The sequence below is a fragment of the Lacisediminimonas profundi genome (assembly GCF_008831265.1).
GTDB classification, from domain to species: Bacteria; Pseudomonadota; Gammaproteobacteria; order Burkholderiales; family Burkholderiaceae_D; genus Lacisediminimonas; species Lacisediminimonas profundi.
This window is the reverse complement of record NZ_VTTH01000002.1, coordinates 597,410-620,188: the sequence shown is the minus strand read 5'-3', so window position 1 is coordinate 620,188 and position 22,779 is coordinate 597,410. Positions and strand designations below refer to the sequence as shown.

General features: G+C 62.4%; 24 protein-coding genes and 2 tRNA genes. 19 read left to right on the top strand and 7 right to left on the bottom strand.

The window, feature by feature from the left end; all coding sequences use genetic code 11:
- Positions 1-20 precede the first annotated feature (20 nt).
- Positions 21-97, top strand: a tRNA-Pro gene (locus FVE66_RS08540).
- A gap of 162 nt (positions 98-259) precedes the next feature.
- Positions 260-336: transfer RNA gene (locus tag FVE66_RS08535), tRNA-Arg, on the top strand.
- 299 nt (positions 337-635) lie between these two features.
- Here the strand turns inward: FVE66_RS08535 and FVE66_RS08530 are convergent.
- Positions 636-938 (bottom strand): PsiF family protein, encoded by a 303-nt coding sequence (locus tag FVE66_RS08530; protein ID WP_151446960.1) that lies wholly within the window; start codon positions 936-938, stop codon positions 636-638.
- Between the two features lie 312 nt (positions 939-1,250).
- Between FVE66_RS08530 and FVE66_RS08525 the strand changes: the two genes are divergently transcribed.
- The 16 genes from FVE66_RS08525 (at position 1,251) to FVE66_RS08450 (ending at position 16,069) form a co-directional block, all read left to right on the top strand.
- Positions 1,251-2,342: a response regulator transcription factor gene (locus FVE66_RS08525; protein WP_151446959.1), complete on the top strand. Its 1,092-nt coding sequence runs from the start codon at positions 1,251-1,253 to the stop codon at positions 2,340-2,342.
- 70 nt (positions 2,343-2,412) lie between these two features.
- A complete protein-coding gene (locus FVE66_RS08520) occupies positions 2,413-2,616 on the top strand; it encodes a Flp family type IVb pilin (protein WP_151446958.1) in 204 nt (67 codons plus the stop codon).
- Between the two features lie 14 nt (positions 2,617-2,630).
- Positions 2,631-2,933: a Flp family type IVb pilin gene (locus FVE66_RS20625; RefSeq protein ID WP_338325378.1), complete on the top strand. Its 303-nt coding sequence runs from the start codon at positions 2,631-2,633 to the stop codon at positions 2,931-2,933.
- A gap of 44 nt (positions 2,934-2,977) precedes the next feature.
- On the top strand, positions 2,978-3,601 hold the full coding sequence (locus tag FVE66_RS08510) for an A24 family peptidase (RefSeq protein WP_206668730.1): 624 nt from the start codon (positions 2,978-2,980) through the stop codon (positions 3,599-3,601).
- A complete protein-coding gene (locus tag FVE66_RS08505; protein ID WP_151446957.1) occupies positions 3,598-4,914 on the top strand; it encodes an AAA family ATPase in 1,317 nt (438 codons plus the stop codon). Before FVE66_RS08510 ends, FVE66_RS08505 begins: the two co-directional genes overlap by 4 nt.
- Positions 4,915-4,956: 42 nt before the next feature.
- Entirely contained in the window at positions 4,957-5,796 is an 840-nt protein-coding gene (gene cpaB, locus FVE66_RS08500; protein WP_151446956.1) for a Flp pilus assembly protein CpaB, read from the top strand.
- Positions 5,797-5,862: 66 nt separating this feature from the next.
- Positions 5,863-7,521 carry a type II and III secretion system protein family protein gene (locus tag FVE66_RS08495; RefSeq protein WP_241673094.1) on the top strand — a complete coding sequence of 553 codons (1,659 nt, stop codon included), beginning with the start codon at positions 5,863-5,865 and terminating at the stop codon, positions 7,519-7,521.
- Between the two features lie 10 nt (positions 7,522-7,531).
- Complete coding sequence (locus tag FVE66_RS08490) at positions 7,532-7,810, top strand: hypothetical protein (protein WP_151446955.1); 279 nt, start codon at positions 7,532-7,534, stop codon at positions 7,808-7,810.
- A 26-nt stretch (positions 7,811-7,836) separates the two neighbouring features.
- Positions 7,837-9,087, top strand: coding sequence for a pilus assembly protein TadG-related protein (locus tag FVE66_RS08485; RefSeq protein ID WP_151446954.1), 1,251 nt, complete (start codon positions 7,837-7,839; stop codon positions 9,085-9,087).
- A 56-nt stretch (positions 9,088-9,143) separates the two neighbouring features.
- Positions 9,144-9,674 (top strand): TadE/TadG family type IV pilus assembly protein, encoded by a 531-nt coding sequence (locus FVE66_RS08480; protein ID WP_241673092.1) that lies wholly within the window; start codon positions 9,144-9,146, stop codon positions 9,672-9,674.
- The gene (locus FVE66_RS08475) at positions 9,674-10,126 is read left to right on the top strand and encodes a TadE/TadG family type IV pilus assembly protein (protein ID WP_151446953.1); all 453 of its coding nucleotides are present in this window, start codon (positions 9,674-9,676) and stop codon (positions 10,124-10,126) included. Before FVE66_RS08480 ends, FVE66_RS08475 begins: the two co-directional genes overlap by 1 nt.
- A gap of 24 nt (positions 10,127-10,150) precedes the next feature.
- Positions 10,151-11,311, top strand: coding sequence for a CpaE/TadZ family protein (locus FVE66_RS08470; protein WP_151446952.1), 1,161 nt, complete (start codon positions 10,151-10,153; stop codon positions 11,309-11,311).
- Positions 11,312-11,337: 26 nt separating this feature from the next.
- Positions 11,338-12,705, top strand: coding sequence for a TadA family conjugal transfer-associated ATPase (locus FVE66_RS08465; protein WP_151446951.1), 1,368 nt, complete (start codon positions 11,338-11,340; stop codon positions 12,703-12,705).
- A gap of 31 nt (positions 12,706-12,736) precedes the next feature.
- Positions 12,737-13,708, top strand: coding sequence for a type II secretion system F family protein (locus FVE66_RS08460; protein ID WP_151446950.1), 972 nt, complete (start codon positions 12,737-12,739; stop codon positions 13,706-13,708).
- A gap of 69 nt (positions 13,709-13,777) precedes the next feature.
- Positions 13,778-14,731 carry a type II secretion system F family protein gene (locus FVE66_RS08455; RefSeq protein WP_151446949.1) on the top strand — a complete coding sequence of 318 codons (954 nt, stop codon included), beginning with the start codon at positions 13,778-13,780 and terminating at the stop codon, positions 14,729-14,731.
- A gap of 84 nt (positions 14,732-14,815) precedes the next feature.
- Positions 14,816-16,069: a LytR C-terminal domain-containing protein gene (locus FVE66_RS08450; RefSeq protein ID WP_151446948.1), complete on the top strand. Its 1,254-nt coding sequence runs from the start codon at positions 14,816-14,818 to the stop codon at positions 16,067-16,069.
- 92 nt (positions 16,070-16,161) lie between these two features.
- Here the strand turns inward: FVE66_RS08450 and FVE66_RS08445 are convergent, their stop codons facing one another.
- Genes FVE66_RS08445 through wrbA form a run of 4 tightly spaced genes read right to left on the bottom strand, consistent with a single transcriptional unit; the run spans position 16,162 to position 19,026 of the window.
- Positions 16,162-16,596: a DUF4124 domain-containing protein gene (locus tag FVE66_RS08445; protein ID WP_151446947.1), complete on the bottom strand. Its 435-nt coding sequence runs from the start codon at positions 16,594-16,596 to the stop codon at positions 16,162-16,164.
- A gap of 18 nt (positions 16,597-16,614) precedes the next feature.
- Positions 16,615-18,021 carry an FAD-binding oxidoreductase gene (locus FVE66_RS08440; protein WP_151446946.1) on the bottom strand — a complete coding sequence of 469 codons (1,407 nt, stop codon included), beginning with the start codon at positions 18,019-18,021 and terminating at the stop codon, positions 16,615-16,617.
- On the bottom strand, positions 18,014-18,418 hold the full coding sequence (locus tag FVE66_RS08435; protein WP_151447257.1) for a DUF2069 domain-containing protein: 405 nt from the start codon (positions 18,416-18,418) through the stop codon (positions 18,014-18,016). The genes FVE66_RS08440 and FVE66_RS08435 overlap by 8 nt, the downstream gene beginning before the upstream one ends.
- On the bottom strand, positions 18,418-19,026 hold the full coding sequence (gene wrbA, locus FVE66_RS08430; protein ID WP_151446945.1) for an NAD(P)H:quinone oxidoreductase: 609 nt from the start codon (positions 19,024-19,026) through the stop codon (positions 18,418-18,420). Before wrbA ends, FVE66_RS08435 begins: the two co-directional genes overlap by 1 nt.
- A 66-nt stretch (positions 19,027-19,092) precedes the next feature.
- Between wrbA and FVE66_RS08425 the strand changes: the two genes are divergently transcribed.
- Positions 19,093-20,394: a YihY family inner membrane protein gene (locus FVE66_RS08425; RefSeq protein ID WP_151446944.1), complete on the top strand. Its 1,302-nt coding sequence runs from the start codon at positions 19,093-19,095 to the stop codon at positions 20,392-20,394.
- Positions 20,395-20,460: 66 nt separating this feature from the next.
- Here FVE66_RS08425 and FVE66_RS08420 read toward each other — a convergent pair whose 3' ends face one another.
- Positions 20,461-21,282 (bottom strand): alpha/beta fold hydrolase, encoded by an 822-nt coding sequence (locus FVE66_RS08420; protein ID WP_151446943.1) that lies wholly within the window; start codon positions 21,280-21,282, stop codon positions 20,461-20,463.
- A gap of 1 nt (position 21,283) precedes the next feature.
- Complete coding sequence (locus tag FVE66_RS08415; protein ID WP_151446942.1) at positions 21,284-22,594, bottom strand: O-acetylhomoserine aminocarboxypropyltransferase; 1,311 nt, start codon at positions 22,592-22,594, stop codon at positions 21,284-21,286.
- Positions 22,595-22,779: the final 185 nt, after the last annotated feature.

Sequence of the window (22,779 nt, the reverse complement as noted above, 5' to 3'; positions counted from 1 at the left end):
TAGGGTATTATCTTTTTCTTCGGAGTGTGGCGCAGCCCGGTAGCGCACCTGGTTTGGGACCAGGGGGTCCAAGGTTCGAATCCTTGTACTCCGACCAGTAATACTACGGGCCTGTTCATGACACCAGTCATCAACAGGCCCGTTTCATTTTCGGCAAGCGAAAACGGATGCTTGCGCATTGGGTTGCAGTTGCAAGTAGCAGTTGCAGCGCCATCAATGCTTGCCATCCGCACCATGCTCGTCGTAAATTCCACCTTCACTGTCCGTAGCTCAGTTGGATAGAGCAACAGCCTTCTAAGCTGTGGGTCGGGGGTTCGATCCCCTCCGGACAGGCCACAAATTCCCATCAAGTTTCCAGCATGTTCCCGGCACGACTGGTCCGGTTCAATCGAATCGGCTCCGGCACACGTTCGTTCGCCCGGCCAATCCCTCGCAAGCTGTCTTGCCCTGCTCACGCTACAGGCGTGAAGCATGGCAGCGATCGTCACGATCGAGATTGATTGCCAACGCGGTGGGGATCAGGAATCAGGGCATCAGGGACTCGGCTCCTGATCACAAGAGCCGAGTCAAGCGGCTTGCAGTATTCGATTACGGATCAGTGTGATCCGTGTTGCTGCGATTCTGCGATTGTGCGCTCAGGGCTTGGGCGTTTGCAGCACGGGGCCGGTACTGCCCTTGCTCTCGTACGATGTGGTGTTGCTGGTGCCCTTCATGCAGGTGCGCAGGAATTGCCGACGCTCCTTGCCCTTCAGCTTCTGTTCTTTTGCCTGGTTATTGCAGGTGCGGGTCTGTTCCCGGTTGGCGCTTTTGGCGGCGCTGTCGGTGGCGCTGCTGGCTTCGGTGCGCGGCTTGCCATCCGGGGCCGGGGTTTTCGCGGTTTGCGCAGATGCAATCCCCGCCAGCGACAACAACATCAATGACATCACGATTTTTTTCATTTCTCCTCCTGTGGATTAGTGCTTGTCAGACTCTAGCCTAACTTATTTCTCCCCTGCTTGTGCTCCTTAGTCAACGGTAAAGCACGATTTTTTCCTTCCTGTTTCCATTCCCGGCCCCATCCCCGGTCCCCTGGATCTTCATTCCATGCGGCAACCTGTAGCAATCCAGACGGCAATTTTTATTGCTGATTGTCAATGCTGACGCGCGTCGGAAAGCGCTTACTTGTCACACGTAGTTCAGGCACCAAAGCTCAGCCTTCATAGCCCAGGGTCGCCATCAGTCGCCGTAGCCGTTGTCGCAAGGAGAACGTCGTGCAAGCCTTGTCCGAAACCATTTTGTTGCTGTATCGCGCGGCCCGCATGGTGCCGGCGAACCAATTTGCGGAAGCCGTGCTGGCGATCCTCCACGAGCAGGTCCGATTCGACAGGGGGCTGCTGGTGGTGCATGACGCCGACACCGTGTTTCCCTCCGGCGGATTGCAGCCCAAGCACGGCCGGGCGGCCGTGCTGGATCGCGAACAACTGCACAAGCTGGCACCCTCTTGCGTGGGGCTGTGCGACCGCCTGGAGCGCGAAGACCGACATCGCGAGTTGTTCATGCACGTCGCCGAAGCGGCTCCTGCGCACCTGTTGTTTGCATGTGATGAAGAGATCCAGCCTGCTCCGTGGCTGGTGCTGCTGCGCCAGCCGCCGGCAACTTTCAGCGTCGGCGACCAGGCATTTTTCAGCGCGTTCTGGCCGCATGTGCTGCAGGCTTTCAATTTCAATTTGCGCCATGTGCTGGACCTGAACGACCAGCGGCGGGCGGGCCGTGCGCTGGCCCTGATCAATGCGTTCGGCGTAATCGAGACGGCAGACCCCGGCATGCTTGACCTGCTGGCGCATGAATGGCCGGGACACAGCGGCCAGCGCCTGTCGCGTGAAGCATTGATGGCTCTGGTCGAGACTGGCCGCTACTGTGGCAAGCGCATTGCTATCAGCATGTCGCGCAACTGTGGATACATGGTCTGCACTGGCCGTCGGCTTTCGGTGGTGCACTTGCTGGCGCGTTCGGAGCTTGCAGTTGCGTACAACTTCGCCAGCGGCATGTCGCACAAGGAGATCGCGATCCGGCTGGGCGTTTCCCCCCATACGGTTCGTAACCAGCTGGTGGCCGTCTACCAGAAGCTCGACATCCACAGCAAGGCGGAATTGGCCAGCATGCTGGCCGAAGAAGAGCGCCGCCGCAAGGAACATGGCAAGGGCCAGCCGGAGATCGGCGGCCGCCGCATCGGAGATCCGGGACGCGATGCATCCTCGGTGCGAAATCTCAAACGAAGCGGGGCAAAGTCCGTTTCCTCTAGTGCAATTGCTTCATTCACGGCTGGGCAGCGGGGATCTACTCTGGAGTCACTGGGGCGATGAAACAAGTTACCGACATCGCACTCCGGTTTATCCCAGTCCACTGTCCATCAACCACTGAAGGAGCATCCAAATGAACGCAATCAAACGTTTTCTGAAAGACGAAGAAGGTGCAGTCGCTATCGAATACGCGCTGTTGGCGGCCTTGATCGCAATCGTGATTGCAGTCGGCGCAAGCCTGCTGGGCAAGCAACTCTGCGGATTCTTCACCGGCATCGCAACCTTCCTCGGCGCGCCGACCGGCACGCCTCCGACCACGTTTGCCGCGTGCGCATGAGGCTGACGTAGAGCATGCAGGAAAAAGCGTCCGCCCCGCATCCAGGGGCGGCGCTTTTGCAGGATAGCTGGGCTTACAAGTTGGCCCTTCGACTTCTCACGAAAAATGGCGAGGAACGGAAAATGAAATTACTTGGCGAGCTGATTCGTGATGAAGAGGGCGCGGCCGCAGTCGAGTACGCCTTGATTGCGATGTTGATCGCAGTGGTGATCAGTGTCGCCGCATACGCCCTGGGCGGCAGTTTGTGCGCGGTGTTCAATGGCATCGCCGCGGGCTTCGGCGGCTCCGGAAGCTATGCGCCAGTTGCTTGTCAATGAACCGTGACTAGCGAATTCCAGAACTTCTGAGCAGGCAAGAAAACATGAGCGGCCTTTCCTCCTTTGATATGTCAGTGCTTGCGCTTGGATCGCTCGCGATCCTGCTGGTGCTCGCTGCGCAGTCCGATGCGCGCAGCCACCGGATTCCGAACCGTCTGGTCGCCGTCGGGCTGGTCGCCGGGCTGGCATTGAACACACTTCTGCCGACGGGAACCGGCTTTGCCGGCGCATTGCCCGGAGCGGCCGGACTGCTCAATGCAATGGCCGCCGCCACCCTGGGACTGGTCGCGCTGATCCCCTTGTACTGGTTGCGTGCAATGGGTGCCGGCGATGTCAAGCTGATGGCCATGGTTGGCGCATTCCTTGGATTGAATGGGGTGATGGGGGCGATGATCATCAGCTTCATCGCAGCCGGCCTGATGACGATGTACATGTTGTGGCGGACCGAGTCGTTCAGGCGGCTGGGCGCCAACTTGCACGAAATGCTGATGGCCCGCCTGTTCCGGGTGATCGTCCGTGACCTGCCGCCCCCAGCCGATGCAGTGAGCTCGGTCGGCCGCATCCCCTTCGGTGTCGCGATTGCCGGCGGAACCATCGCCTATTGCCTGCTGGCCCGCGCCGGTCATCTGCTCTACCTCAGTATTTTCCCGATCTCCTTATATCCATGACGAATCTCGCCGCCACCTTTCCGGCAGCCGGTCACGACGGTGCCTGGCTTGTCCCGCCAGCTCCACGCACCGTCGAGGACACCGGCCTCAGCCTGCGCTTCCTGAGCGAGCTGTTGTCCAAGGTGATGGTCTTGTCGGGACGTAGCAGCCTGTCCGACCTGGCCGCACATGTGAAGCTTCCCGCGAATGTCCTTGAGAACGTACTGATCGAGATGCGCGCGGAGCGTTTGTGCGAATTGTCCCGCCGCGGCGAAAACAACGCGAGCACGTTTTATCAGCTTACCGATGCCGGGCGCGAGCGTGCGCTTGCTCATCTGCGGCGCAGCCAGTACGCGGGCGTGGCGCCGGTCAGCCTGGCGGACTATACGCGGCAGGTGGAGCGGCAGTCGATCCGCGAGGTCCGGTACACCCGCGAGATGCTTGCCGAAGGATTCAAGGGAGTCGTCGTGCAGCCCGGCGTGCTGGACCGCGTTGGCGCTGCGCTCAACTCCGGGCGTGCATTGATCCTGTACGGGCCACCGGGATGCGGCAAGACCTATCTTGCGGAACGCCTGGCCGAACTGGTCTCCGGCGACATAGCTGTTCCCTGTTCGGTGGAAGTGGACGGCGAAGTGGTGCAGGTGTTCGATCCCCATTTGCATACGCCCGTGGCGCAGCCTGCTGCCGCGACAGCCCTGGCACGACATTACAACAGCGACGGGCGCTGGGTAATCTGCAAGCGGCCTGTCTGCATCAGCGGCGGCGAGTTGACGCTGAAGACGCTGGACCTGGAGTTCGATCACTCCAGGGGCTATTACCAGGCGCCGCCGCATGTGAAGGCCAACAATGGCGTGTTCGTGGTCGACGACCTGGGCCGTCAGCTGATCTCGCCGCGGGACCTGATGAACCGCTGGATCGTTCCGCTTGACCGGCGCACCGACTTTCTCACGCTGCACACCGGTTACAAGTTTCGCATTCCGTTCGACGTGATCGTGGTGTTCTCCTCAAACCAGCATCCCGACGAGCTGGGCGATGAAGCCTTCTTGCGCAGGCTCGGCTACAAGATCGCCCTCGGCCCGCTCACGGAGCCGCAATACCGGCAGGTGTTCACCCAAGTGAGCGAGGAACTCGCCATTCCGTTCTCCGATTCGGCCTATCTCCATATGCTGGAGCAGTTGCATTACCGCGAAGACCGGCCGCTGTACGCCTGTTATCCGCGAGATGTCCTCAGCCAGTTGCGCGATCTTGCCGACTACGAGGCACGGGCGCCGGAAATGACGCCGGAATCAATCCAATGGGCATGGCGCAACTACTTCGCCATGCCGGCCAAATAATTTCATCGAGCACGCAGTCCAGAACCAACACCGGAGGCAGTCATGAAAAGCAGCAGAGCCGTAGCCATGATCGTGGTATCCGTCATCCTTGCTCTGGCGGCGGTGGTATTCGCAGGCAAGTGGATCAACGAGCGCGCCAGCCTGAGCACCAACAAGCTGGCGGTCGCAATGGTCGACATCAACATGGGCAGCCGGATTACCCAGTCGATGATCCGCTTCGTCGACTGGCCGGCCGGCAGCGTGCCGAAGGGCGCCTTCACGGATGGCAAGCTGCTGGAGGGACGCGTGGTGCGCAGCAGCCTGTTGACCGGCGAGCCTTTGACAGAATCCAAGCTGGCGCCGGTCGGTTCGGCGGGCGGCCTGTCGGCGGTGGTCGCCGAGGGCAAGCGGGCAATGACGGTGCGGGTCAATGATGTGGTTGGCGTCGCCGGCTTTGCGCTTCCGGGCAACTACGTCGACATCCTGGTCAGTACCCAGGGCGAGAAGAAGAACGCCATCAGTGACCGCGACCTGAACATTTCGAAACTGGTCCTGGAACGCATCCTGGTGCTGGCTGTAGCCCAGGAAGCAAGCCAGAACGAGACCAAGCCGAAGGTGGTCAATGCCGTCACCCTCGAAGTCACGCCGGAGCAGGCAGAGACGCTGGACCTGGCGCGCAGCGTCGGCTTGCTCTCGCTCATGCTGCGCAACCAGGTCGACATCAAGCCCACCGTGACCGCCGGCGCGACCAAGCAAACCTTGCTCAACGTGAGCACGCCTGCGGCGCCAGCGCCCAAGAAGCCTGCCGTGAGAGTGCAGAAGCCGGTCAGCCCGGCCACCCCGCGCGTACCGGATTGCCAGCAGGTCCTGACCGGCAGTGGGCGCATAACACAGTGTTACTAAGCACCTTCAGTGTTACCGACAACCGGTCTTCGTCCGCATCAGAAACCAATCATCAGGGGAAGCAACGTGAACAAAAAAAGAATGCCGAACAGTTTGCGTACCGGCCTTTCGCTTGCAGTCGGGACAGCGATGCTTTTGCCGCTCGGACAGGTCCTGGCGCAGCCGGCAGCGGAAGCTGCGGGCCTGGCCGCGGGGCCGGCTGCGGAGCGTCCCGCCAGTACCGGGACCAGGACGGGGAAGCCGGCGAAGGCTGCCAAGACCGCCAAGGCCGCTGAACCGCCTGCGGCCCCGCGCGTGGCAACGCCAGTGTGCGTCGGCGAATTCGGCCCGGGGTCGCAGGTTACGCTCCCGCAGGGAAAATCAGGCACGCTCGACCTGCAGAAGCTGCGCCTGCCTTCACCGGCATTCCTGCGCTCGATTGGCGACACCGAGATCGTGCAGGTCGAACCCACTACGTCGCAGTCCGCCAGGGCCATGTACTTCCTGTTCGGGAAAGAGGTTGGCTCGACCAACCTGATGTTCCAGGATCGCGATGGCCGTTGCGCGATGGTCGAGGTGAGCGTGGGACTGGACACGCTCGGGGTGCAAACGCAGATGCGCGACCTGATGCCGGCCGAGAAAGACATCCGGGTCAGCGCCGCGTCCGATTCGCTGGTCCTGTCCGGCGTCGCGTCGGATAGCGTTGCAGTGGAACGCGCGATCCAGATTGCCAATGCCTTCGTGCGCCCGCCGGGTGCTGCGGGCGGTGGGGCAGCGCGCGGTGCGATGGTGTATAACCCGCGCATCGTGAACATGCTGTCGGTGGCGGCCCCGCAGCAGGTGATGCTGGAAGTGAAGGTGGCCGAGATTTCGAAGACCCTGCTGGACCGCTTCGGCATCAATTTCGCACGGCAGGCCATCACCGACGGCGGCGCCTGGTCGAAATTCATTTCCGGCTTTTTTGGCGGTGGCACCGGCGTACTTTCACAGAATTCTCCTCCGCAAGCGGGAGGCTCGTTCACGTCAATCGGCATTGACGCCCAGAAGCAGGATGGACTGGTAAAAATCCTGGCGGAACCGACCGTCATGGCCATCAGCGGCCAGGAGGGCAGCTTCCTTGCCGGCGGCAAGATATTCATTCCGGTGCCCCAGTCATCCGGCGGCGGCACTGTGATTACCCTGGAAGAGAAGGAGTTCGGGGTTGGCGTCCGCTTCACGCCCACCGTGCTCAACGGCGGACGCATCAACCTGAAGGTGGCCCCGGAAGTGTCCGAGTTGTCGCCCCAGGGCGCGCGCCTGACGGCGTCCGGCACTGGAGTGACGTCGATACTTCCGCTGATCACGACCAGGCGGGCCGCGACAACCGTTCAGCTGATCGACGGCCAGAGCTTTGCCATTGGCGGCCTGATCAAGAACAACGTGACCCAGAACATCAGCGCTTTCCCGGTACTGGGCGAACTGCCTGTGCTCGGCGCGCTTTTCCGCAGCAGCAATTTCCAGACCGACCGCAGCGAACTGGTGTTCATCGTGACGCCGCGCTTGGTCAAGCCACTGCCGCCTGATTACGTAGTTCCGACCGACAACTACGTCGAGCCGACCCGATCCGAATTTTTCCTGGGCGGGAAGATGGAGGGGCAAGGTGCACAGGCTCCATCCGGGCCGGGCACGCCGACCGGGCCTGCCGCGCCGGCCACGCCAGCAGCCATGCCTGCGCGCGGAGCACCCAGTGGCTATGAAACCAAATAAGGAGGGGACCATGAAATTCACTCACGCGATCGCCGGCAGCCTCACCGTGACGGCAGCACTGCTGATGACGGCCTGCGCTCCCGTAACGCCCAATCTTGATGCGCACTTCGGTGAATCCGTATCTGTGCTGCGTGCGCAGCAGACCTTGAATGCCGGCCCGCCATCGTCGGAACAGCCGAAGCTGGATGGCGTCGCTTCGCATGAAGCGATGGGGCGCTACGAGGCGTCGTACCGGACACCACCGGCGCAGCCTTCATTCACGATCGGCATTTCCGGGGCGGCCCGCTAGAGCCGCGGCGCACAGGAGATCATGTCATGTTGAGCAAGCCACGTTCCAGCCGCAAGCAGGGGGGAGCCATCGGGGTACTGGTGGCGCTCTCGCTGGTCACGCTCATCGGCTTTGCGGGTCTTGCCATCGATCTCGGCAAGCTGTTCGTGGCAAAGAATGAATTGCAGACCAGTGCCGACGCCTGCGCGCTGGCCGCTTCGCGCGAGCTGACCGGCGTCAGCAGCACGCAGCTGGCGATCGCCGAGGCTGCCGGCATCACCACCGGCCAGGCAAATTCAGTGCTCTTCCAGACCGAGGCGGCGGTGCTCGAGGCCGATTCCAGCGTGACCTTCAGCGACTCGCCGGATGGCGGGTTCGGCACCAAGGGCAGCTTTTCCGGCGCGTCCGCACTGGCTGTCAAATACGTCCGCTGCACGGTGACGCGGCCGGATATCAGCAACTGGCTGGTCAGTGTATTGAACGTGATCCCGGGCGTGGATATCGGCAGCCAGACGGTGGAGGCACAAGCGGCCGCCACGGTCGTGCCTGCACAGACCGTCTGTGCACTCCCGGTAGGAATCTGCGGCGCCGATCTGGCGGGAAAGGCCAAAGGCGATTGGCTGCTTGGCGTGATCGGACCTCCCGGCGGTGGCCTGACCGGGAATTTTAAATGGATCGACTTCACGCCGCCGTCGGGTGGCGCCAGTGAACTGGCTGCCATCCTGAGGGGAAGTGGCGCCTGCAATCTGCCGGCCACGGGCGCGCAGGTCGGCCAGCCGGGCAATGTCTCCTCTATCGCAGATGACTGGAACACCCGATTCGGCATCTACTCGCCGTCCATCAATCCCTTGTCAGCTGCGTCCGACTATACGGGTTACGCCTATACCGAGATCAATTGGCCGAGCATGAAGAACGCCTATGCAGATTTCGTCACGCGGCGCTCGAGCTTCGCCGGCTATCAGGGCAACACCAGTACCGGATTGAACATCAAGAGCAACTCGACGATACAGGGGCCGTCCTGGCTGCAGACAAATGGCGCCGACCGCCGGATGGCGATCATGCCGGTTGTCGACTGCGGTTCATTTGTGTCTTCGTCGACGGCGCCGGTCCAGTCCTGGGCTTGCATCATGATGCTGCATCCCCTCAATACCAACTCCGGCGGATCAGGCACTGGCGCGGCCAGGATGTATATCGAGTATCTCGGAATGTCCAGCGATCCGACCAGTCCCTGCGCGACACTGGGCGCCCCCGGTGCAGCGAGCAGCGCTGGTCCTCTGGTGCCGGCGCTGGTGCAATGACGGAGCCGATGAAACACAGGATGAAAAACAGGATGACGAGCAGGATGAAAAACGGGATGAAAAACGGGACGAACCACCTTGCTTCCAGCCGGATGCCGCGCAGGATGCGTTACCTGTCTGGCGCGGTAGCGGTGGAGCTGGCGGTCCTGCTGATCCCCATGCTGATCATGCTGGGCGGATCAGTCGACATTGCGCGCTCGATGTATTACTACAGCGCGCTGGTCAAGTCGGTGCGCGACGCCACCCGCTTGCTGTCGCAGCACAATCCGACCGATCCGGGCTACCCGGCCGCGGCAGCCAGGTGCCTGGCCGTATTCGGCAATGAGGACTGCACCGGACCCAAACTGGTGGAGGGCCTGGACACCGGCATGGTCGTCATATGCGATCGAATTTCGTCGCCGTCCGCTTCGCCCAGCGCGGCTTGCGCCGGCGGCACCTATGCGGATGTCGGGACCGGAAGCGGCACCATCAACCTGGTCCAGGTCAGGCTGGTCGGATACACATTCAGCTTCCTGGTGCCGATTCTACCGACGGTGACGAACATTCCCTTCGCCGACGTCAGTTCAACGATGAGGCAAGTATTGTGATGAAAGCTCCGCGTAAAGGCCCATTCATCACCAGCCAGAAGGGTGCGGCTGCGGTCGAGTTCGCTCTGGTGTCCGTGGTGCTGATCATGGTCGTGCTGGGCATTATCGGCATCAGCCGGCTGATGCTCACCATGAACATGGCGTCGGAAGCGACCCGCCTTGCCGCCCGGCTCGCAGTGATCTGCGATATCAGCGATACGACGGTCAGGGAAAAGACCGCGGCCGCCTACCCATTGATCACTGCTGCCAGCCTGGTCGTGACGTATGAGCCAGCAGGCTGCAGCATCAACACCTGCAAGTCGGTTTCGGCATCGATCGACCAGGGCACGAATGGCGTCAATCTCAATTTGCTGATTCCGTTCATCCCGTACACGCTCAAGGTGCCGCCATTCACAACAAGTCTTCGCCGCGAAAGCCTGGATAGCAGCAGAAGCGGCGGACTGTGCAGCTGACAGCATAAAACTAAGGCCAAAATCATGAGCGAGCTGAACATTACGATCGTATCTCCCGACAGGAAGCAACTGGACGCTGTCAATTCGGCGCTGCCGGCTGGCATCCGTGCAACGGTCGTCGAAGGAACGGTTGCGGACCTGGGCAACTTCACCGGGGCGATGGTGCCGGACATACTGATCGTCGGCAGCGCTTGCGAGGGGCGCAGCGACCTTGAAGTGCTGGAGCGCCTGGGCCATGGCTTTCCGAACATGAACTTCATCATGCTTTGCAGCCAGCAGTCGCCCGAATTCCTGATCCATGCGATGCGAGTCGGCGTGCGGGAGGTGCTTCCTTCTCCCGTGTCCAGGGACGGCTTGCAGGCCGCGATCGAGCGCATTCGCTACAAGATGGGAATGGCGCAAGGCAGGAAAGGCAAGATCCTCGCCTTCATTTCCTGCAAGGGCGGGAGCGGAGCGACGCTGCTGGCCTCCAACCTCGCCTTCGCCCTTGCCGAGCGCGGCCGCAAGGTGGCGCTCATGGACCTGAATCTGCAGTTTGGCGATGCGCTGCTATTCCTGTCCGACATCAAGCCGGCCACGACGCTGGCCGACCTTGCACGCAATATCGACCGCCTGGACCCGGCCCTGCTTGCTTCGAGCATGGTCGCCATCACCGACAATTTGTCCGTGCTGGCCGCTCCCGAGGATCCGGCTCATGGCATGGAAGTCAAGCCTGACCACATCGACGCCATCCTTGCCATGGCGCGCAGCCATTATGACTTCGTGCTGCTGGATGTCGGCCGCACGCTTGACGCTCATACCATCCGTGCACTCGACCAGGCCGACAAGATCTACCCGGTGCTGCAAACGACCATGCCCTACATTCGTGACGGACGCCGCCTGCTCGAGGTATTCCGCACGCTGGGCTATACCAGGGACAAGATCAACCTGGTGGTCAACCGCTACCAGAAGGGTGGCGAGATCGCGGTCGGCGACATGGAACAGTCGCTCGGACACAGGATCGCCCGCACCATTCCCAACCACTATGAAGCAGCCGCCGCAGCGGTGAACCAGGGGGTTCCGATCGCCCGCCTGGCCCGCAGCAGCCCGGTCAGCAAGGCGCTGGCGGAGTGGAGCGAAATGCTGGCTCCGAAGGAAGAAGAAGTATCGATGAAGTGGATGTCCCGCATTTTCGGCCGGGCATGACCGGCAACCGCTGAGAGGATGAAAACATGTCGCTGAGAAGCCGTCTTCAGTTCAACGAGAGCCCGACGCCATTGTTCGGATCGGCGGGATTCCCTGCCCGTTCAACAGACAATCGGGCTTACCGCGAAATCAATGCGCGCATCCATCACCTGCTGCTCGATCGCATAGACCTGCAGGCGATGGAAACCCTGAGCGAGGACCAGTTGCGGGAGCAGTTGCGCGGCATGGTTGAGGAGCTGCTGCAAGAGGAGAACGTGGTCCTCAACGACGGCGAGCGCAGGAACATGGTGCGCGACATCCAGTTCGAGATGTTGGGCCTGGGTCCGCTGGAGCTGTTGATGGCCGACCCGGACGTATCCGACATCCTGGTCAATACCTGGAAGCAGGTCTACGTCGAGAAGCGCGGCCGTCTGGAACTGACCGACATTCGGTTCAATGATGATGCACACCTGATGAAAATCATCGAGAAGATAGTGTCGCGGGTAGGCCGGCGGGTCGACGAATCCAGTCCGATGGTGGATGCCCGGCTCAAGGATGGGTCGCGGGTCAATGTGATCCTTCCTCCGCTCGCCATTGATGGCGCGATCATGTCGATCCGGCGGTTCTCGGTGCAGCCGCTGACGATCGACAACTTCATCGAATTCCAGAGCCTGACCGGGGCCATGGCAGAAGTGCTGAAGGGGCTGGCGCATTCCAAGATCAACATGCTGATATCCGGCGGGACCGGCAGCGGCAAGACTACCGTGCTGAATATTCTTTCCGGTTTCATCAGCCCGAGCGAGCGGATCGTGACGATCGAGGACGCAGCCGAGCTGCAACTCCAGCAGCCGCACGTGGTACGACTGGAATCACGTCCCGCCAACATAGAAGGGAAGGGGGAAATCACGCAGCGTGCGCTGGTCAGGAATGCGCTGCGGATGCGGCCCGACAGGATCATTCTTGGCGAGGTTCGTGGCGCCGAGGCGGTCGACATGCTGCAGGCCATGAACAGCGGCCACGAAGGATCGCTGGCGACCATCCACGCCAACACGCCGCGCGATGCGCTGACCCGGCTGGAAAACATGATAGGCATGGCGGGAATGAACCTGCCGCCCAAGGTGGCACGGCATCAGATCAGCTCCGCGATCTCGGTCATCATCCAGATTGCCCGCCTGTCCGACGGCAAGCGCAAGATGGTCAGCATCCAGGAGATTACCGGCATGGAAGGGGAAGTCGTGACCATGCAGGAGATCTTCACCTTTCGCCAGACCGGGGTAGGAACCGACGGCCGGGTGGCAGGCTATTTCTGCGCCACCGGCGTGCGGCCCAAATTCGCCGAGCGTTTGCATACCCATGGCGTCGAGTTGCCGGAGTCGCTCTTCGATCCTGCTCGTCGTTACGAAGTGGGAGCCTGATCATGCAGATCGCCAAGGGACAGGAGCCGTCATGGATATGAACTTCATTTTTTTCGTGCTTGCGGTGTTCATTGCCGTCGTCCTGCTGGTGGAAGGCCTGTACGTGAGTTGGAGCGCCAGCCGCGGACCGGAAGCAAAGCGCGTTGCCCGCCGGCTGCGCGTCATGACTGGCGGGGACGGTGAGGGGAACGGCATCTCGATCCGGAAGAAGCGGGAGCTGAGCGGCTTGCCAGCATTGCAGCAATTGCTGGCGCGCCTGCCGGTCTCGCGGGACATCGACGAGCTGCTGGCGCAAGCAGGCAGCCAGAAAAATGTCGGCCAGTTCTTCCTGCTGACGCTGGCCTTCGGCGCGGCAGGCTTGCTCGCTTCATTTTTCGGCCTCCCGGGGTGGGCGGTGCTCGCCGCCTGCGCGCTGCTGGCTGCGCTTCCGTGGCTGTATTTCCGGCGCAAGCGAACCAAGCGCCTGGCCCTGATCGAGGCGCAACTGCCGGAGGCACTGGACCTCATGACCCGGGCGCTGCGCGCCGGCCATGCATTGCCCGCGGCAATCCAGATGGTGACGACCGAGATGAACGATCCGATCGCTGGCGAGTTTCGCATCGTGTTCGACGAGATCAATTTCGGAATACCGATGCACGACGCGCTGAACAACCTGGCGCGCCGGATTCCGGGGACTGACGTCGGATATTTCGTGGTCGCCGTCCTGATCCAGCGTGAAACCGGCGGCGACCTGACCGAGCTGTTGGGAAACATCGCCGCGATCGTGAGGGAGCGCCTGAAATTGTTGGGACAGGTCCGCGCGCTGTCAGCGGAGGGGCGCCTGTCGGCCTGGATATTGAGCCTGATGCCGTTTGTGCTTACCGGCATCATGAATTTGCTGAATCCGAAATTCATGAACGTACTGTGGACCGATCCGGGCGGCCAGAGGATTGTGGCCGGCATGATGGTGATGATGGTCTTCGGCATCCTGTGGATGCGCAAGATCATCAGGATCCGGGTCTGAATTCGCAATCCAGCGCGGTATTCCAGCACGGTATTCCAGCACGACATTTCAGTAGTCCAAGGAGTCGGCATGAACGCACTTTATTTTCTCTATCTGGCGGCGGTGTTTCTGATGGTGTTCGGCATTTCGGTCGCCGTATTCCGCTGGGCATCGCCGGACCCGCTGAAGCAACGCATGCAGGAAATGGCGGTGGACGGCGCGGGGCTGTCCAACCCGTCCGGCCCCGGTGGCGACTGGATGGCAAGCATTGCGCGCCTGACCGGCCCGTTCGCCAAGCTCTCGGTGCCCGAGAGCGGGTGGGAAAATTCGCCGATGCGAGCCCGCTTCATGAATGCCGGCTTGCGCAGTTCGAATGCCGCCGCGATCTACTTCGCAGCAAAAACCATTCTTGCGGTGGCGCTTCCCTTGCTGGCCTGGCTGACCGTCCTGCTTGCCAGCATCAGCTTTGAAAGTACCACTACGCTGATGCTGATCCTGCTGCTGGCGGCGACCACGGGTTTCTACGCACCGAACCTGTTGTTGGGCGCAATGATCAGGCGGCGGCAACAGGAAATCGTTGACCATTTTCCGGACGCACTGGACCTGATGACGGTCTGCGTCGAAGCCGGCCTGGCTGTCGACGCCGCGATCGCGCGCATCGCAACTGAAATGGTCACTGCGGCGCCGGCGCTGGCCGAGGAAATGCACCTGGTGACACTGGATTTGCGTGCCGGCAGCAGCAAGGAACGCGCACTGCGCAACCTGGCGATCCGGACCGGCGTGGAAGACATCGACAGCCTGGTCGCGATGCTTATCCAGGCGGAGCGTTTCGGAACCAGTATCGGCGATTCGCTGCGGGTGCACTCGGACTCATTGCGCACGCGCCGCCGTCAAAAGGCCGAGGAGGCTGCGGCCAAGGTTGCGCTGAAGCTCCTGTTTCCGCTGATTTTCTGCATTTTCCCGGCAATCATGCTGGTGCTGCTGGGGCCGGCAATGATGCAATTGTTCAGGGTCCTGAGCGCTCCGGGACAGGCAATCATGTAGCCGGGCTTCAGCCATCGGATCGACACCATTCGAGTCTGATTGAATTGAATCGAATCGAATTGAATTCGCAACCAGGACAAGATCATGAAATCGATAAAACCCTCGCTTGCACTGCCGCTCGCCTGCGCCTTGCCCTTGCTGTTCGGATGCGCCACGCCACCGAACCGGTCGGCTGAAGGCCCCCGTATAGAACCTCTCTGGCGCACCAGCAACACCAACGGGGCGGCAGCCGGCTTTCTCGAACTGGGCAGGTATTACCAGGGGCAGAACCGGCTCGACCTGGCGGCGACCGCTTACCAGCGGGCGCTGGAGGCCGATCGCGAATTCGTCGAGGCGCGCAGTGCACTGGGCACGCTTTATTCCCAACGCGGCCAATATGATGCGGCAGCCCGGGAATTCGAAGCAGCGCTTGCGATCGCGCCGCGACTAGCCTGGCTGTATAACAACCTCGGCTACACCCGATTCCTGCAGCAACGCTATGCCGATGCTGCAGCATCCTATCAAAAGGCGCTGGAGCTGGAGCCTGGCAATCCGAGAACCCTCAACAATCTTGGCGCAGCCTACGCCGAACAGGGATTGGGCGACCAGGCGAAGCTGGCCTTTGAACAGGCGCGCTCGGGCACGCGAGCGGCCGTGGTTGCCGAGGTGCCGGCCGCACGCCCAGTGGCCGCTAGCAGGCCGGCAGCGCCCCATGTTGCCGCTGGTGCAGCAACGATCGATATCAGTACTCCCTATGCGCCAGTGGCCCTTGGCGGGTCGCTCGGCATGGCGCCTTCCAGCAGCAGCATACCGGCTCCGCTTGTGCAAGTATTGCCAGAGTCCGGGAGCGGCGCCAAGGTCGGTGCTGGCACGGAACGGGTCACCGCAGCACCGGCACCGGAGCCGGCAACCGCGGCGGCAGCCTCCAGCCAGGCCGTTGCTGCCAACGAGCAGCCATTGGCCTTGGCCAAGCATGTTCGACTCGAGATCAGCAATGGCAATGGCAGTACCGGCCTGGCGGCGAAGGTCAACCGGTTGCTGATCGCTGATGGCCTGCCCAAGGCCAGGCTCTCCAACGCAGCCCCTTACCGGCAGCAGGAGACCGTGATCCAGTACCGGGCCGGATTTGAACAACAGGCACGAACCCTTGGCCGCCGGTTTTCTTCGGCGCTGACGGTGGTGGACAGTAGGGCACTGCGCACCGGTGTGGATGTTCGATTGCTCATCGGCAAGGATGCCACCGGGTCCGGCGGCTGGTATGAAGTGGTCAGCAATACGCCGAATACGCAGCAGAAATCGGTACGACAGGCAGAGGCAGGGCAATCAGGGCATCGATCGGATTTGTCGAAGCGGCTCTGAAGCCGGATGACCAGAATCCGGTACCTGGCGTTGGCCGTGACCCGCGCGTTCCGGGGGCGTTGATCAGCTCGGATGAAGCGCAAGCCAATCCGTCAGGCCCCGCACTCCAGCTCATACTGCTCGGCCTTTCGTCGCGCAGCCCGCTTCGCCTTCGCTTCCTGTTTGACGCTTGCCCGCGCGGCATCTTCATCGCCCCAACGCTTCTTCATGCCCAGCAGCTTGCATTTTTTCTGATGCGCCAGGCGGCCAGCCTCGGCACGCGCGCGGGCCGACTCTTCCTGGGCGATGCGCCGCTCGCGTTCGCTGCGGAGCCGGTTCACTTCCGCCTTGTCACGCGCGGCATTGCGAGTAGCGTCGCGCACTTGCGCGGCGTCCGGCGCGGGTGCGGGCGTCAGCAGTTGCGCAGGCTGGCCTGCAGGGCAGGGGGTATCGGAATAAACCGTGGTGGCGCCGGCAGCGCATTTGTACAGCGCGTGGGACGGAAGGGAAACCAGGGAAAGCGCAAACAACGCCAGTGCATGCCGCATGAAGATCCTCTGAAAATTTCAGAGCACCTTCCCCGGATTCATCAGATTGAGCGGATCGAGTGCCTGTTTGATTGTGCGCATCAACTGCATTTCAAGCGGCGACTTGTAGCGCAGGACTTCCTCGCGCTTGAGCGCGCCCAGGCCGTGTTCTGCGGATATCGAGCCACCGAAGCGGTGAACGCTGTCATGCACGATGCGGTTGACCTCGGCCTGGCGTTCGATGAAGTTGTTAGCATCGGTCCCCACGGGCGGGGACACATTGTAATGAAGGTTGCCATCGCCCAAGTGCCCGAAGGTCACCATTCGAACACCTGGAACGGCTGCTTGCAGAAGTTGGTCGGTTTCTTGAACGAACTGGCCGATATTCGAAATCGGCACCGACACGTCATGCTTGATGTTTTTTCCCTCGGCAGCCTGCGCTTCCGAGATGTGCTCGCGCAGGTTCCACAGCGACTGTGACTGCGCGATCGACGCGGCAACCGCGGCGTCCTGTACCAGGCCTTCTTCCAGCGCAGCGGTGATCACGGCTTCCAGCAGTGACATCGCATGTTCCTCGGATTCGCTGTCGGACAGTTCGAGCAATACGTATTGGGGATAGGGCTGCGGCAGCGGCGCTTGCAACTGCTGAAAATGGCGTGTGACCAACTCCAGGCAAAAGCCCGACATCAGTTCGAATCCGGTCAGCGCAGCGCCGCAGCGTTGCTGTGCCAGCGCCAGCAATTTGAGCGCATCGCCGGGCGATTGCAGGCCCGCCAGCGCAGTCAGTTGGCCCTTCGGCTGCGGGTACAGCTTGAGCACGGCGGCGGTGATCAGGCCGAGCGTTCCTTCGGCGCCGATGAACAGGTCGCGCAAGTCGTATCCGGTGTTGTCCTTGCGCAGGCCGCGCAAGCCGTTCCAGATTTCGCCGTCGGCGGTCACCACTTCCAGGCCCAGGCAGAGCTCACGTGCATTGCCATAGCGCAGCACGCCGGTGCCGCCGGCATTGGTCGACAGGTTGCCACCGATGGTGCAGCTGCCTTCCGATGCCAGCGACAGCGGGAACAGGCGCTCGCTGTCGGCGGCGGCATTTTGTACCTGCTCCAGTACGCAGCCGGCGTCCACGGTGATCGTGTTGTTGATGGTGTCGATCGCCCGTATCCGGTTCATGCGGGCAAGCGAGATCACCACCGCATTCCCGCTATCATCCGGCACGCTGCCCAGCACCAGGCCGGTGTTGCCGCCCTGCGGCACGACTGGAACCTGATAGTGGCGGCACAGCGCCACCAGCTGCCTTGCCTCTTCGGTCGATCCCGGGCGCAGCACGGCGCGGGCGCGGCCGGTGAAACGCTTGCGCCAGTCAGTCAGGTAGCCCGCCATGTCGGCTGGCGATACCAGCACCTGCGCATCGCCGATGACCTGGCGGCAGGCGTCGAGAAATTCATTCATTGACGGATTCGGAGGCTTTGCGGATTGCTTCCTTTGCCAGCCGTTTGGCGGTCTGCTTGTACGGCCGCAAGTAGAGCAGGGTGGATACGAAAAATACGACGACCAGTATCACTTCGCCGATCGCCATTGCCTGCGACCATCCGGTTTCGGTGGTGGCACGCACCGCCCCTTCGGCCAGGAACAGCAGGATCAGCATCGACGACCATTGCAAGGTGTAGACATCGCGTTTCCAGATTCCGCGCAGGGGAATCAGCAAGGGTATGACCTTGATCACAAGCCAGGAGCCGCCGGGGCGCAAAGGCGCCACCACGGTTTCCCAGGCGATACACAGCAGGATCAGCGCAATCATGCTGGCGAGGGCGCTGATGTACAGCGATTGGTGCGCCGGCTTGTTCATCATTGCCCCTTCAGCCGGGATGCGGTTTCGGCCAGGCGCCGGCCAAGCGCGATGGCCAGCATGCGGCTGTCCGGGCTGACTGCATTATTGCCATTGACGCCAGACCAGTGGGTGGCGCCATACGGTGCGCCGCCGCTGGCGGTAGTCATCAGTTCCGGCTCGGTATAGGGCAGGCCGAACACCAGCATGCCGTGGTGCAGCAGCGGCAGCATCATCGACAGCAGCGTGGTTTCCTGTCCGCCGTGCAGGCTTCCGGTGGAGGTGAACACGCAGGCAGGCTTGCCGGCAAGCGCGCCCGCGAGCCAGAGGGATGACGTGCCATCCCAGAAATATTTCATCGGCGCCGCCATGTTGCCGAAGCGGGTCGGCGAGCCAAGGGCAAGGCCGTCGCATTCCTGCAGGTCGGCAAGCTCGGCATAGGGTGGGCCGCTGTCGGGAATGTCGGGCGCGGTCGCTTCGGCGACGGTGGATACGGGAGGGACGGTTCGCAGCCGGGCGTCGCAGCCGGGCACGCTTTCGATTCCCTGCGCGATCAGTTCGGCCAGTGCGCGGGTAGAGCCGTGGCGGGAGTAATACAGCACCAGCAGGGTGAGGTTAGGTCGTGACATGTTGGTATTATAGGGCGCTTTGTTTCCGTGGCCGGGCCACACAACCAGGGATTTGCCCTTTACCGCATGCATTCAAACGCGCTGTCCGCCGTTCGTGGCCTGACCTTGCCCCAGTTGCGGGATCTGCTGCGCTTTGCCAGCGGCCGGCTGACTGAAGAGCGGCTGCCGCAGGCGGCCGGCAGCCTGACCTTCACCACGGTGCTGGCGATCGTTCCGGTGCTGACGATTGCCTTTGCGATCTTCACCGCGTTTCCGCTGTTCGATACCTTCCGCAAGGCGCTGGAAGGATATTTCCTGAAAAGCCTGATGCCGCAGGGGCTGGCCAACAACATACTGGATTACCTGAACCAGTTTGCGCAGCAGGCCAAGCGCCTGTCGGCCATCGGCGCGGTCGCTCTCGGATTCACTGCGGTGGCCATGATCGCGATGGTGGAACGTGCGTTCAACCAGATCTGGCGGGTGCGCAACCCGAGGCCGCTGAGCCAGCGCATCCTGATCTATTGGGCGGTGCTGACGCTGGGGCCGTTGATGATCGGTGTCTCGATCTCTGTCACGGCCTATCTGGTCAATGCGACGCACCGGGCCGTTGGCGGCCTGCCGCTGGTCGGCGACCTGTTTTTCACCCTGCTGACGATCTTGCTCACGGTCCTCATGTTCACGCTGTTGTACCTGGTGGTGCCAAATCGGGCAGTCGACGGACGCGATGCGCTCGCCGGCGGCGTATTCGCGGCCATCGCATTCGAGGTTTCCAAGCGGCTGTTTGCGGTGTTCGTGGCGAATTTTTCCAGCTACACGGTCGTGTATGGCGCATTGGCCGCGGTGCCGATTTTCCTGGTATGGATTTACGTTGGCTGGATGATCGTCCTGATCGGGGCGGTGCTGGCGGCGTCCCTGCCTGTGGTGCGATACGAGCGCTGGCGGCACGTGGCGGTGCCGGGCAGCGCCTTCGTGGACGCGATTCTCTTGCTATCGGTGTTGTACGACGCGCGCAAGGCGGGCGCCTCGGCCGCGGTCGACATGCAGGCGATACGCGCGCAGACCCGGCTTGGCTTCGAGGAGTCGGAGGCATTGCTGCAACGGATGCTGGACGCTGGCTGGGTCGGACGAGTCAGGTCCGAACTGTCGGGCCGCACCCGCTTCCGCTTCGTCACGCGCCCAAGCGGGGCCGATCGCTGGACCCTGCTGGCCAACCCGGACCAATTGCGCCTTGCTGACGTGTATCGGCTGTTCGTGTTCATCGCCCCCGCGAATGAGCGGCTTTCGCGGGAGGTGGAGGCAGCTGTTGAAAAAGGACTGCCGCAGACCTTGTCGGCGTGGTTCAGCAGCGACGGGCGGCAGTTGCAAGCAGGCGTGGCCGCACTTGGCTGATAGATCGGCTGACAGCTCGGCTGACAGATCCGTGCCGCTGGTCCACGCCCGGAATTTTCGCCCGGACTACCCCGGACGGGTTTGCAAGAACTTCTTCAAGCCGTCCAGCACCGCATCCGGCTGTTCCGCCATCATGTCGTGCCCGCACGGCAGCAGCGCGACTTCCGCATCCGCAATCGCAGCCCGCAAGGACAATGCGGTTCTTGGCGGCGTCATCATGTCCGCGCTGCCAAGCATGAACAGGGCAGGGCAGCGCGCAGCGGCCGCGGCGGCCGCAGCGGCTTCACCGCCTGCATAGTTGTTGCATGCATTGAAGTCGGTGTTGAATACCGGTTCGCTGCTGGATTCGCTCACCCGCTGCATCAGCCGCTGCGACATGCCCATCACCCAGAAGCCCGGACCCGGGGCCGAGGGCTTGGGCGCCAGCGACGAATGCGACCAGATGTTGACCATGTCGGCGGCCCGTCCCGGCTCGTTCAGCGAAGCGTCGAGCAGCGCATCTGATACCTTCATCGGGTAAGCGATGCCCAGCATGGCCAGCTTGCTGACCCTGTCCGGGGCGTTGCCTGCGGCGTCCAGCGCAACCAGCGCACCCATGCTGTGACCGACCAGCGCCGCCTTTTGTACGCCGGCGGCATCCATCAGCGCCAGCACCCAGTCGCGCATGGCTTCGATCGAGGCCAGCGGATGGCCCTTGCTGCGGCCGTGGGCCGGCAGGTCGGGCGCAAGCACGCCGAAGCCATGGTGCGCCAGGTAGCGGCTCTGCAGTCCCCATACCGAATGATCGTTCTGTGCGCCGTGAATGAAGACGATGGCCGGCAGCGCCGGGTCGAATTGCTTGCCGCCGGTGTAGCAGAAGCTTTGCTGTCCCTGTATGTCGAGCAACATGTCAGGCCCCCTTCAGCGCTGCGCGCAGGGCGCGCTGCAGGTCTTCGATCAGGTCCTCAGGATCCTCCAGCCCGATCGACAGGCGCATGGTTCCCTCCGTGATTCCGGAGGCGGCGAGTTGTGCCGCCGGGACCCGGAAATGCGTGGTCGATGCCGGATGGATGACCAGCGACTTGGCATCGCCGACATTGGCCAGGTGCGAGAATACCCGCAAGGCCTCGACGAAGCGTTGCCCGGCGGCGCGATCGCCGCGTATGGCGAAGGAGAACACTGCGCCGCAACCGCGTGGCAGCAACCGCTGCGCCAGCGCATGGTCGGGATGGGTCTCGAGTTCCGGGTAGGACACCGAATCAACCGCCTTGTGCGCTGCCAGGAAGGCCACCACCTTGCGCGTGTTTTCCACGTGCCGTTGCATCCGCAGCGACAGTGTCTCGATGCCTTGCAGGATGGCAAAGGCGTTGTGCGGGCTCATTACCGCGCCGAAGTCGCGCAGCCCTTCGCGGCGCGCACGCAGTGCGAAGGGCGCTACCGTCGACTCCTCGGCGAACACCATGCCGTGGAAGCCGTCATACGGCTCGCACAACTCGGCGAAACGGCCGGTGCGCTCGTAGGCGCGCTGCCAGTCAAAGCGGCCGCCATCGACCAGCAATCCGCCGATCGCGGTCCCGTGGCCGCACAGGAATTTGGTCGCGGAATGGAATACCAGGTCGGCGCCGAGGTCGAACGGCTTGAGCAGGTATGGCGTGGTGAATGTGGAGTCCACCATCAGCGGCAAGTGGTGCTCGTGCGCCAGTGCCGACACCGTCGGTATGTCCAGCACATCCAGTCCGGGATTGCCGAGCGTCTCGGCAAACAGGACTTTGGTCTCGGGACGAATTGCCGAGCGCCACGCATCGATGTCGCGCGGGTCGACGAAGGTGGTCTCGACACCGAAGCGCCGCATCGTATAGCCCAGCAGGTTTTGCGAGCCGCCATACAGTGCCCGCGACGCGACAATGTGCGAGCCGGCGCCGGCGATGGTGGCCAGGCCCAGGTGCATCGCGGCCTGTCCGCTGGCGACGGCGATGCCGGCCACGCCGCCTTCCAGCGCGGCGATACGCTCCTCCAGCACGGCATTGGTGGGATTCGAGATGCGCGAGTAGACATGGCCGGCTCGCTCCATGTTGAACAGCGCGGCAGCATGATCCGAATCCCGGAACACGAAGGAGGAGGTGAGGTAGATCGGCGTCGCGCGCGCGCCGGTTGCCGGATCCGGGGCCGCGCCTGCATGCAGGGCCAGGGTGTCAAAGCCGGGATAGCGGGGATCGCTCATTGTTATCCTTCAGTGTGTCCTGCGTGCGATGTTGGCCGGAAAAAGCCGGGCCGGCGATGGCGGCCCGGGACTTTGCTGCTACGATCCTCAGGAACGCGGGTTTGACGCTGCTTCAGGTCAACGCAAAGGCCAGTCGTGCCTGCTGGATTTTTACCAGCGCTTACGCTACATTGCAAACGGAAGAA

Excerpts from the sequence above, each read along its gene's own strand:
- FVE66_RS08530 (WP_151446960.1), bottom strand. The coding sequence starts at position 938 with ATGAAAAAAATCGTGATGTCATTGATGTTGTTGTCGCTGGCGGGGATT.
- FVE66_RS08520 (WP_151446958.1), top strand. The coding sequence starts at position 2,413 with ATGAACGCAATCAAACGTTTTCTGAAAGACGAAGAAGGTGCAGTCGCT.
- FVE66_RS20625 (WP_338325378.1), top strand. The coding sequence starts at position 2,631 with ATGCAGGAAAAAGCGTCCGCCCCGCATCCAGGGGCGGCGCTTTTGCAG.
- FVE66_RS08510 (WP_206668730.1), top strand. The coding sequence starts at position 2,978 with ATGAGCGGCCTTTCCTCCTTTGATATGTCAGTGCTTGCGCTTGGATCG.
- FVE66_RS08505 (WP_151446957.1), top strand. The coding sequence starts at position 3,598 with ATGACGAATCTCGCCGCCACCTTTCCGGCAGCCGGTCACGACGGTGCC.
- cpaB (WP_151446956.1), top strand. The coding sequence starts at position 4,957 with ATGAAAAGCAGCAGAGCCGTAGCCATGATCGTGGTATCCGTCATCCTT.
- FVE66_RS08490 (WP_151446955.1), top strand. The coding sequence starts at position 7,532 with ATGAAATTCACTCACGCGATCGCCGGCAGCCTCACCGTGACGGCAGCA.
- FVE66_RS08485 (WP_151446954.1), top strand. The coding sequence starts at position 7,837 with ATGTTGAGCAAGCCACGTTCCAGCCGCAAGCAGGGGGGAGCCATCGGG.
- FVE66_RS08480 (WP_241673092.1), top strand. The coding sequence starts at position 9,144 with ATGAAAAACGGGACGAACCACCTTGCTTCCAGCCGGATGCCGCGCAGG.
- FVE66_RS08475 (WP_151446953.1), top strand. The coding sequence starts at position 9,674 with ATGAAAGCTCCGCGTAAAGGCCCATTCATCACCAGCCAGAAGGGTGCG.
- FVE66_RS08470 (WP_151446952.1), top strand. The coding sequence starts at position 10,151 with ATGAGCGAGCTGAACATTACGATCGTATCTCCCGACAGGAAGCAACTG.
- FVE66_RS08465 (WP_151446951.1), top strand. The coding sequence starts at position 11,338 with ATGTCGCTGAGAAGCCGTCTTCAGTTCAACGAGAGCCCGACGCCATTG.
- FVE66_RS08460 (WP_151446950.1), top strand. The coding sequence starts at position 12,737 with ATGGATATGAACTTCATTTTTTTCGTGCTTGCGGTGTTCATTGCCGTC.
- FVE66_RS08455 (WP_151446949.1), top strand. The coding sequence starts at position 13,778 with ATGAACGCACTTTATTTTCTCTATCTGGCGGCGGTGTTTCTGATGGTG.
- FVE66_RS08450 (WP_151446948.1), top strand. The coding sequence starts at position 14,816 with ATGAAATCGATAAAACCCTCGCTTGCACTGCCGCTCGCCTGCGCCTTG.
- FVE66_RS08445 (WP_151446947.1), bottom strand. The coding sequence starts at position 16,596 with ATGCGGCATGCACTGGCGTTGTTTGCGCTTTCCCTGGTTTCCCTTCCG.
- FVE66_RS08440 (WP_151446946.1), bottom strand. The coding sequence starts at position 18,021 with ATGAATGAATTTCTCGACGCCTGCCGCCAGGTCATCGGCGATGCGCAG.
- FVE66_RS08435 (WP_151447257.1), bottom strand. The coding sequence starts at position 18,418 with ATGAACAAGCCGGCGCACCAATCGCTGTACATCAGCGCCCTCGCCAGC.
- wrbA (WP_151446945.1), bottom strand. The coding sequence starts at position 19,026 with ATGTCACGACCTAACCTCACCCTGCTGGTGCTGTATTACTCCCGCCAC.
- FVE66_RS08425 (WP_151446944.1), top strand. The coding sequence starts at position 19,093 with ATGCATTCAAACGCGCTGTCCGCCGTTCGTGGCCTGACCTTGCCCCAG.
- FVE66_RS08420 (WP_151446943.1), bottom strand. The coding sequence starts at position 21,282 with ATGTTGCTCGACATACAGGGACAGCAAAGCTTCTGCTACACCGGCGGC.
- FVE66_RS08415 (WP_151446942.1), bottom strand. The coding sequence starts at position 22,594 with ATGAGCGATCCCCGCTATCCCGGCTTTGACACCCTGGCCCTGCATGCA.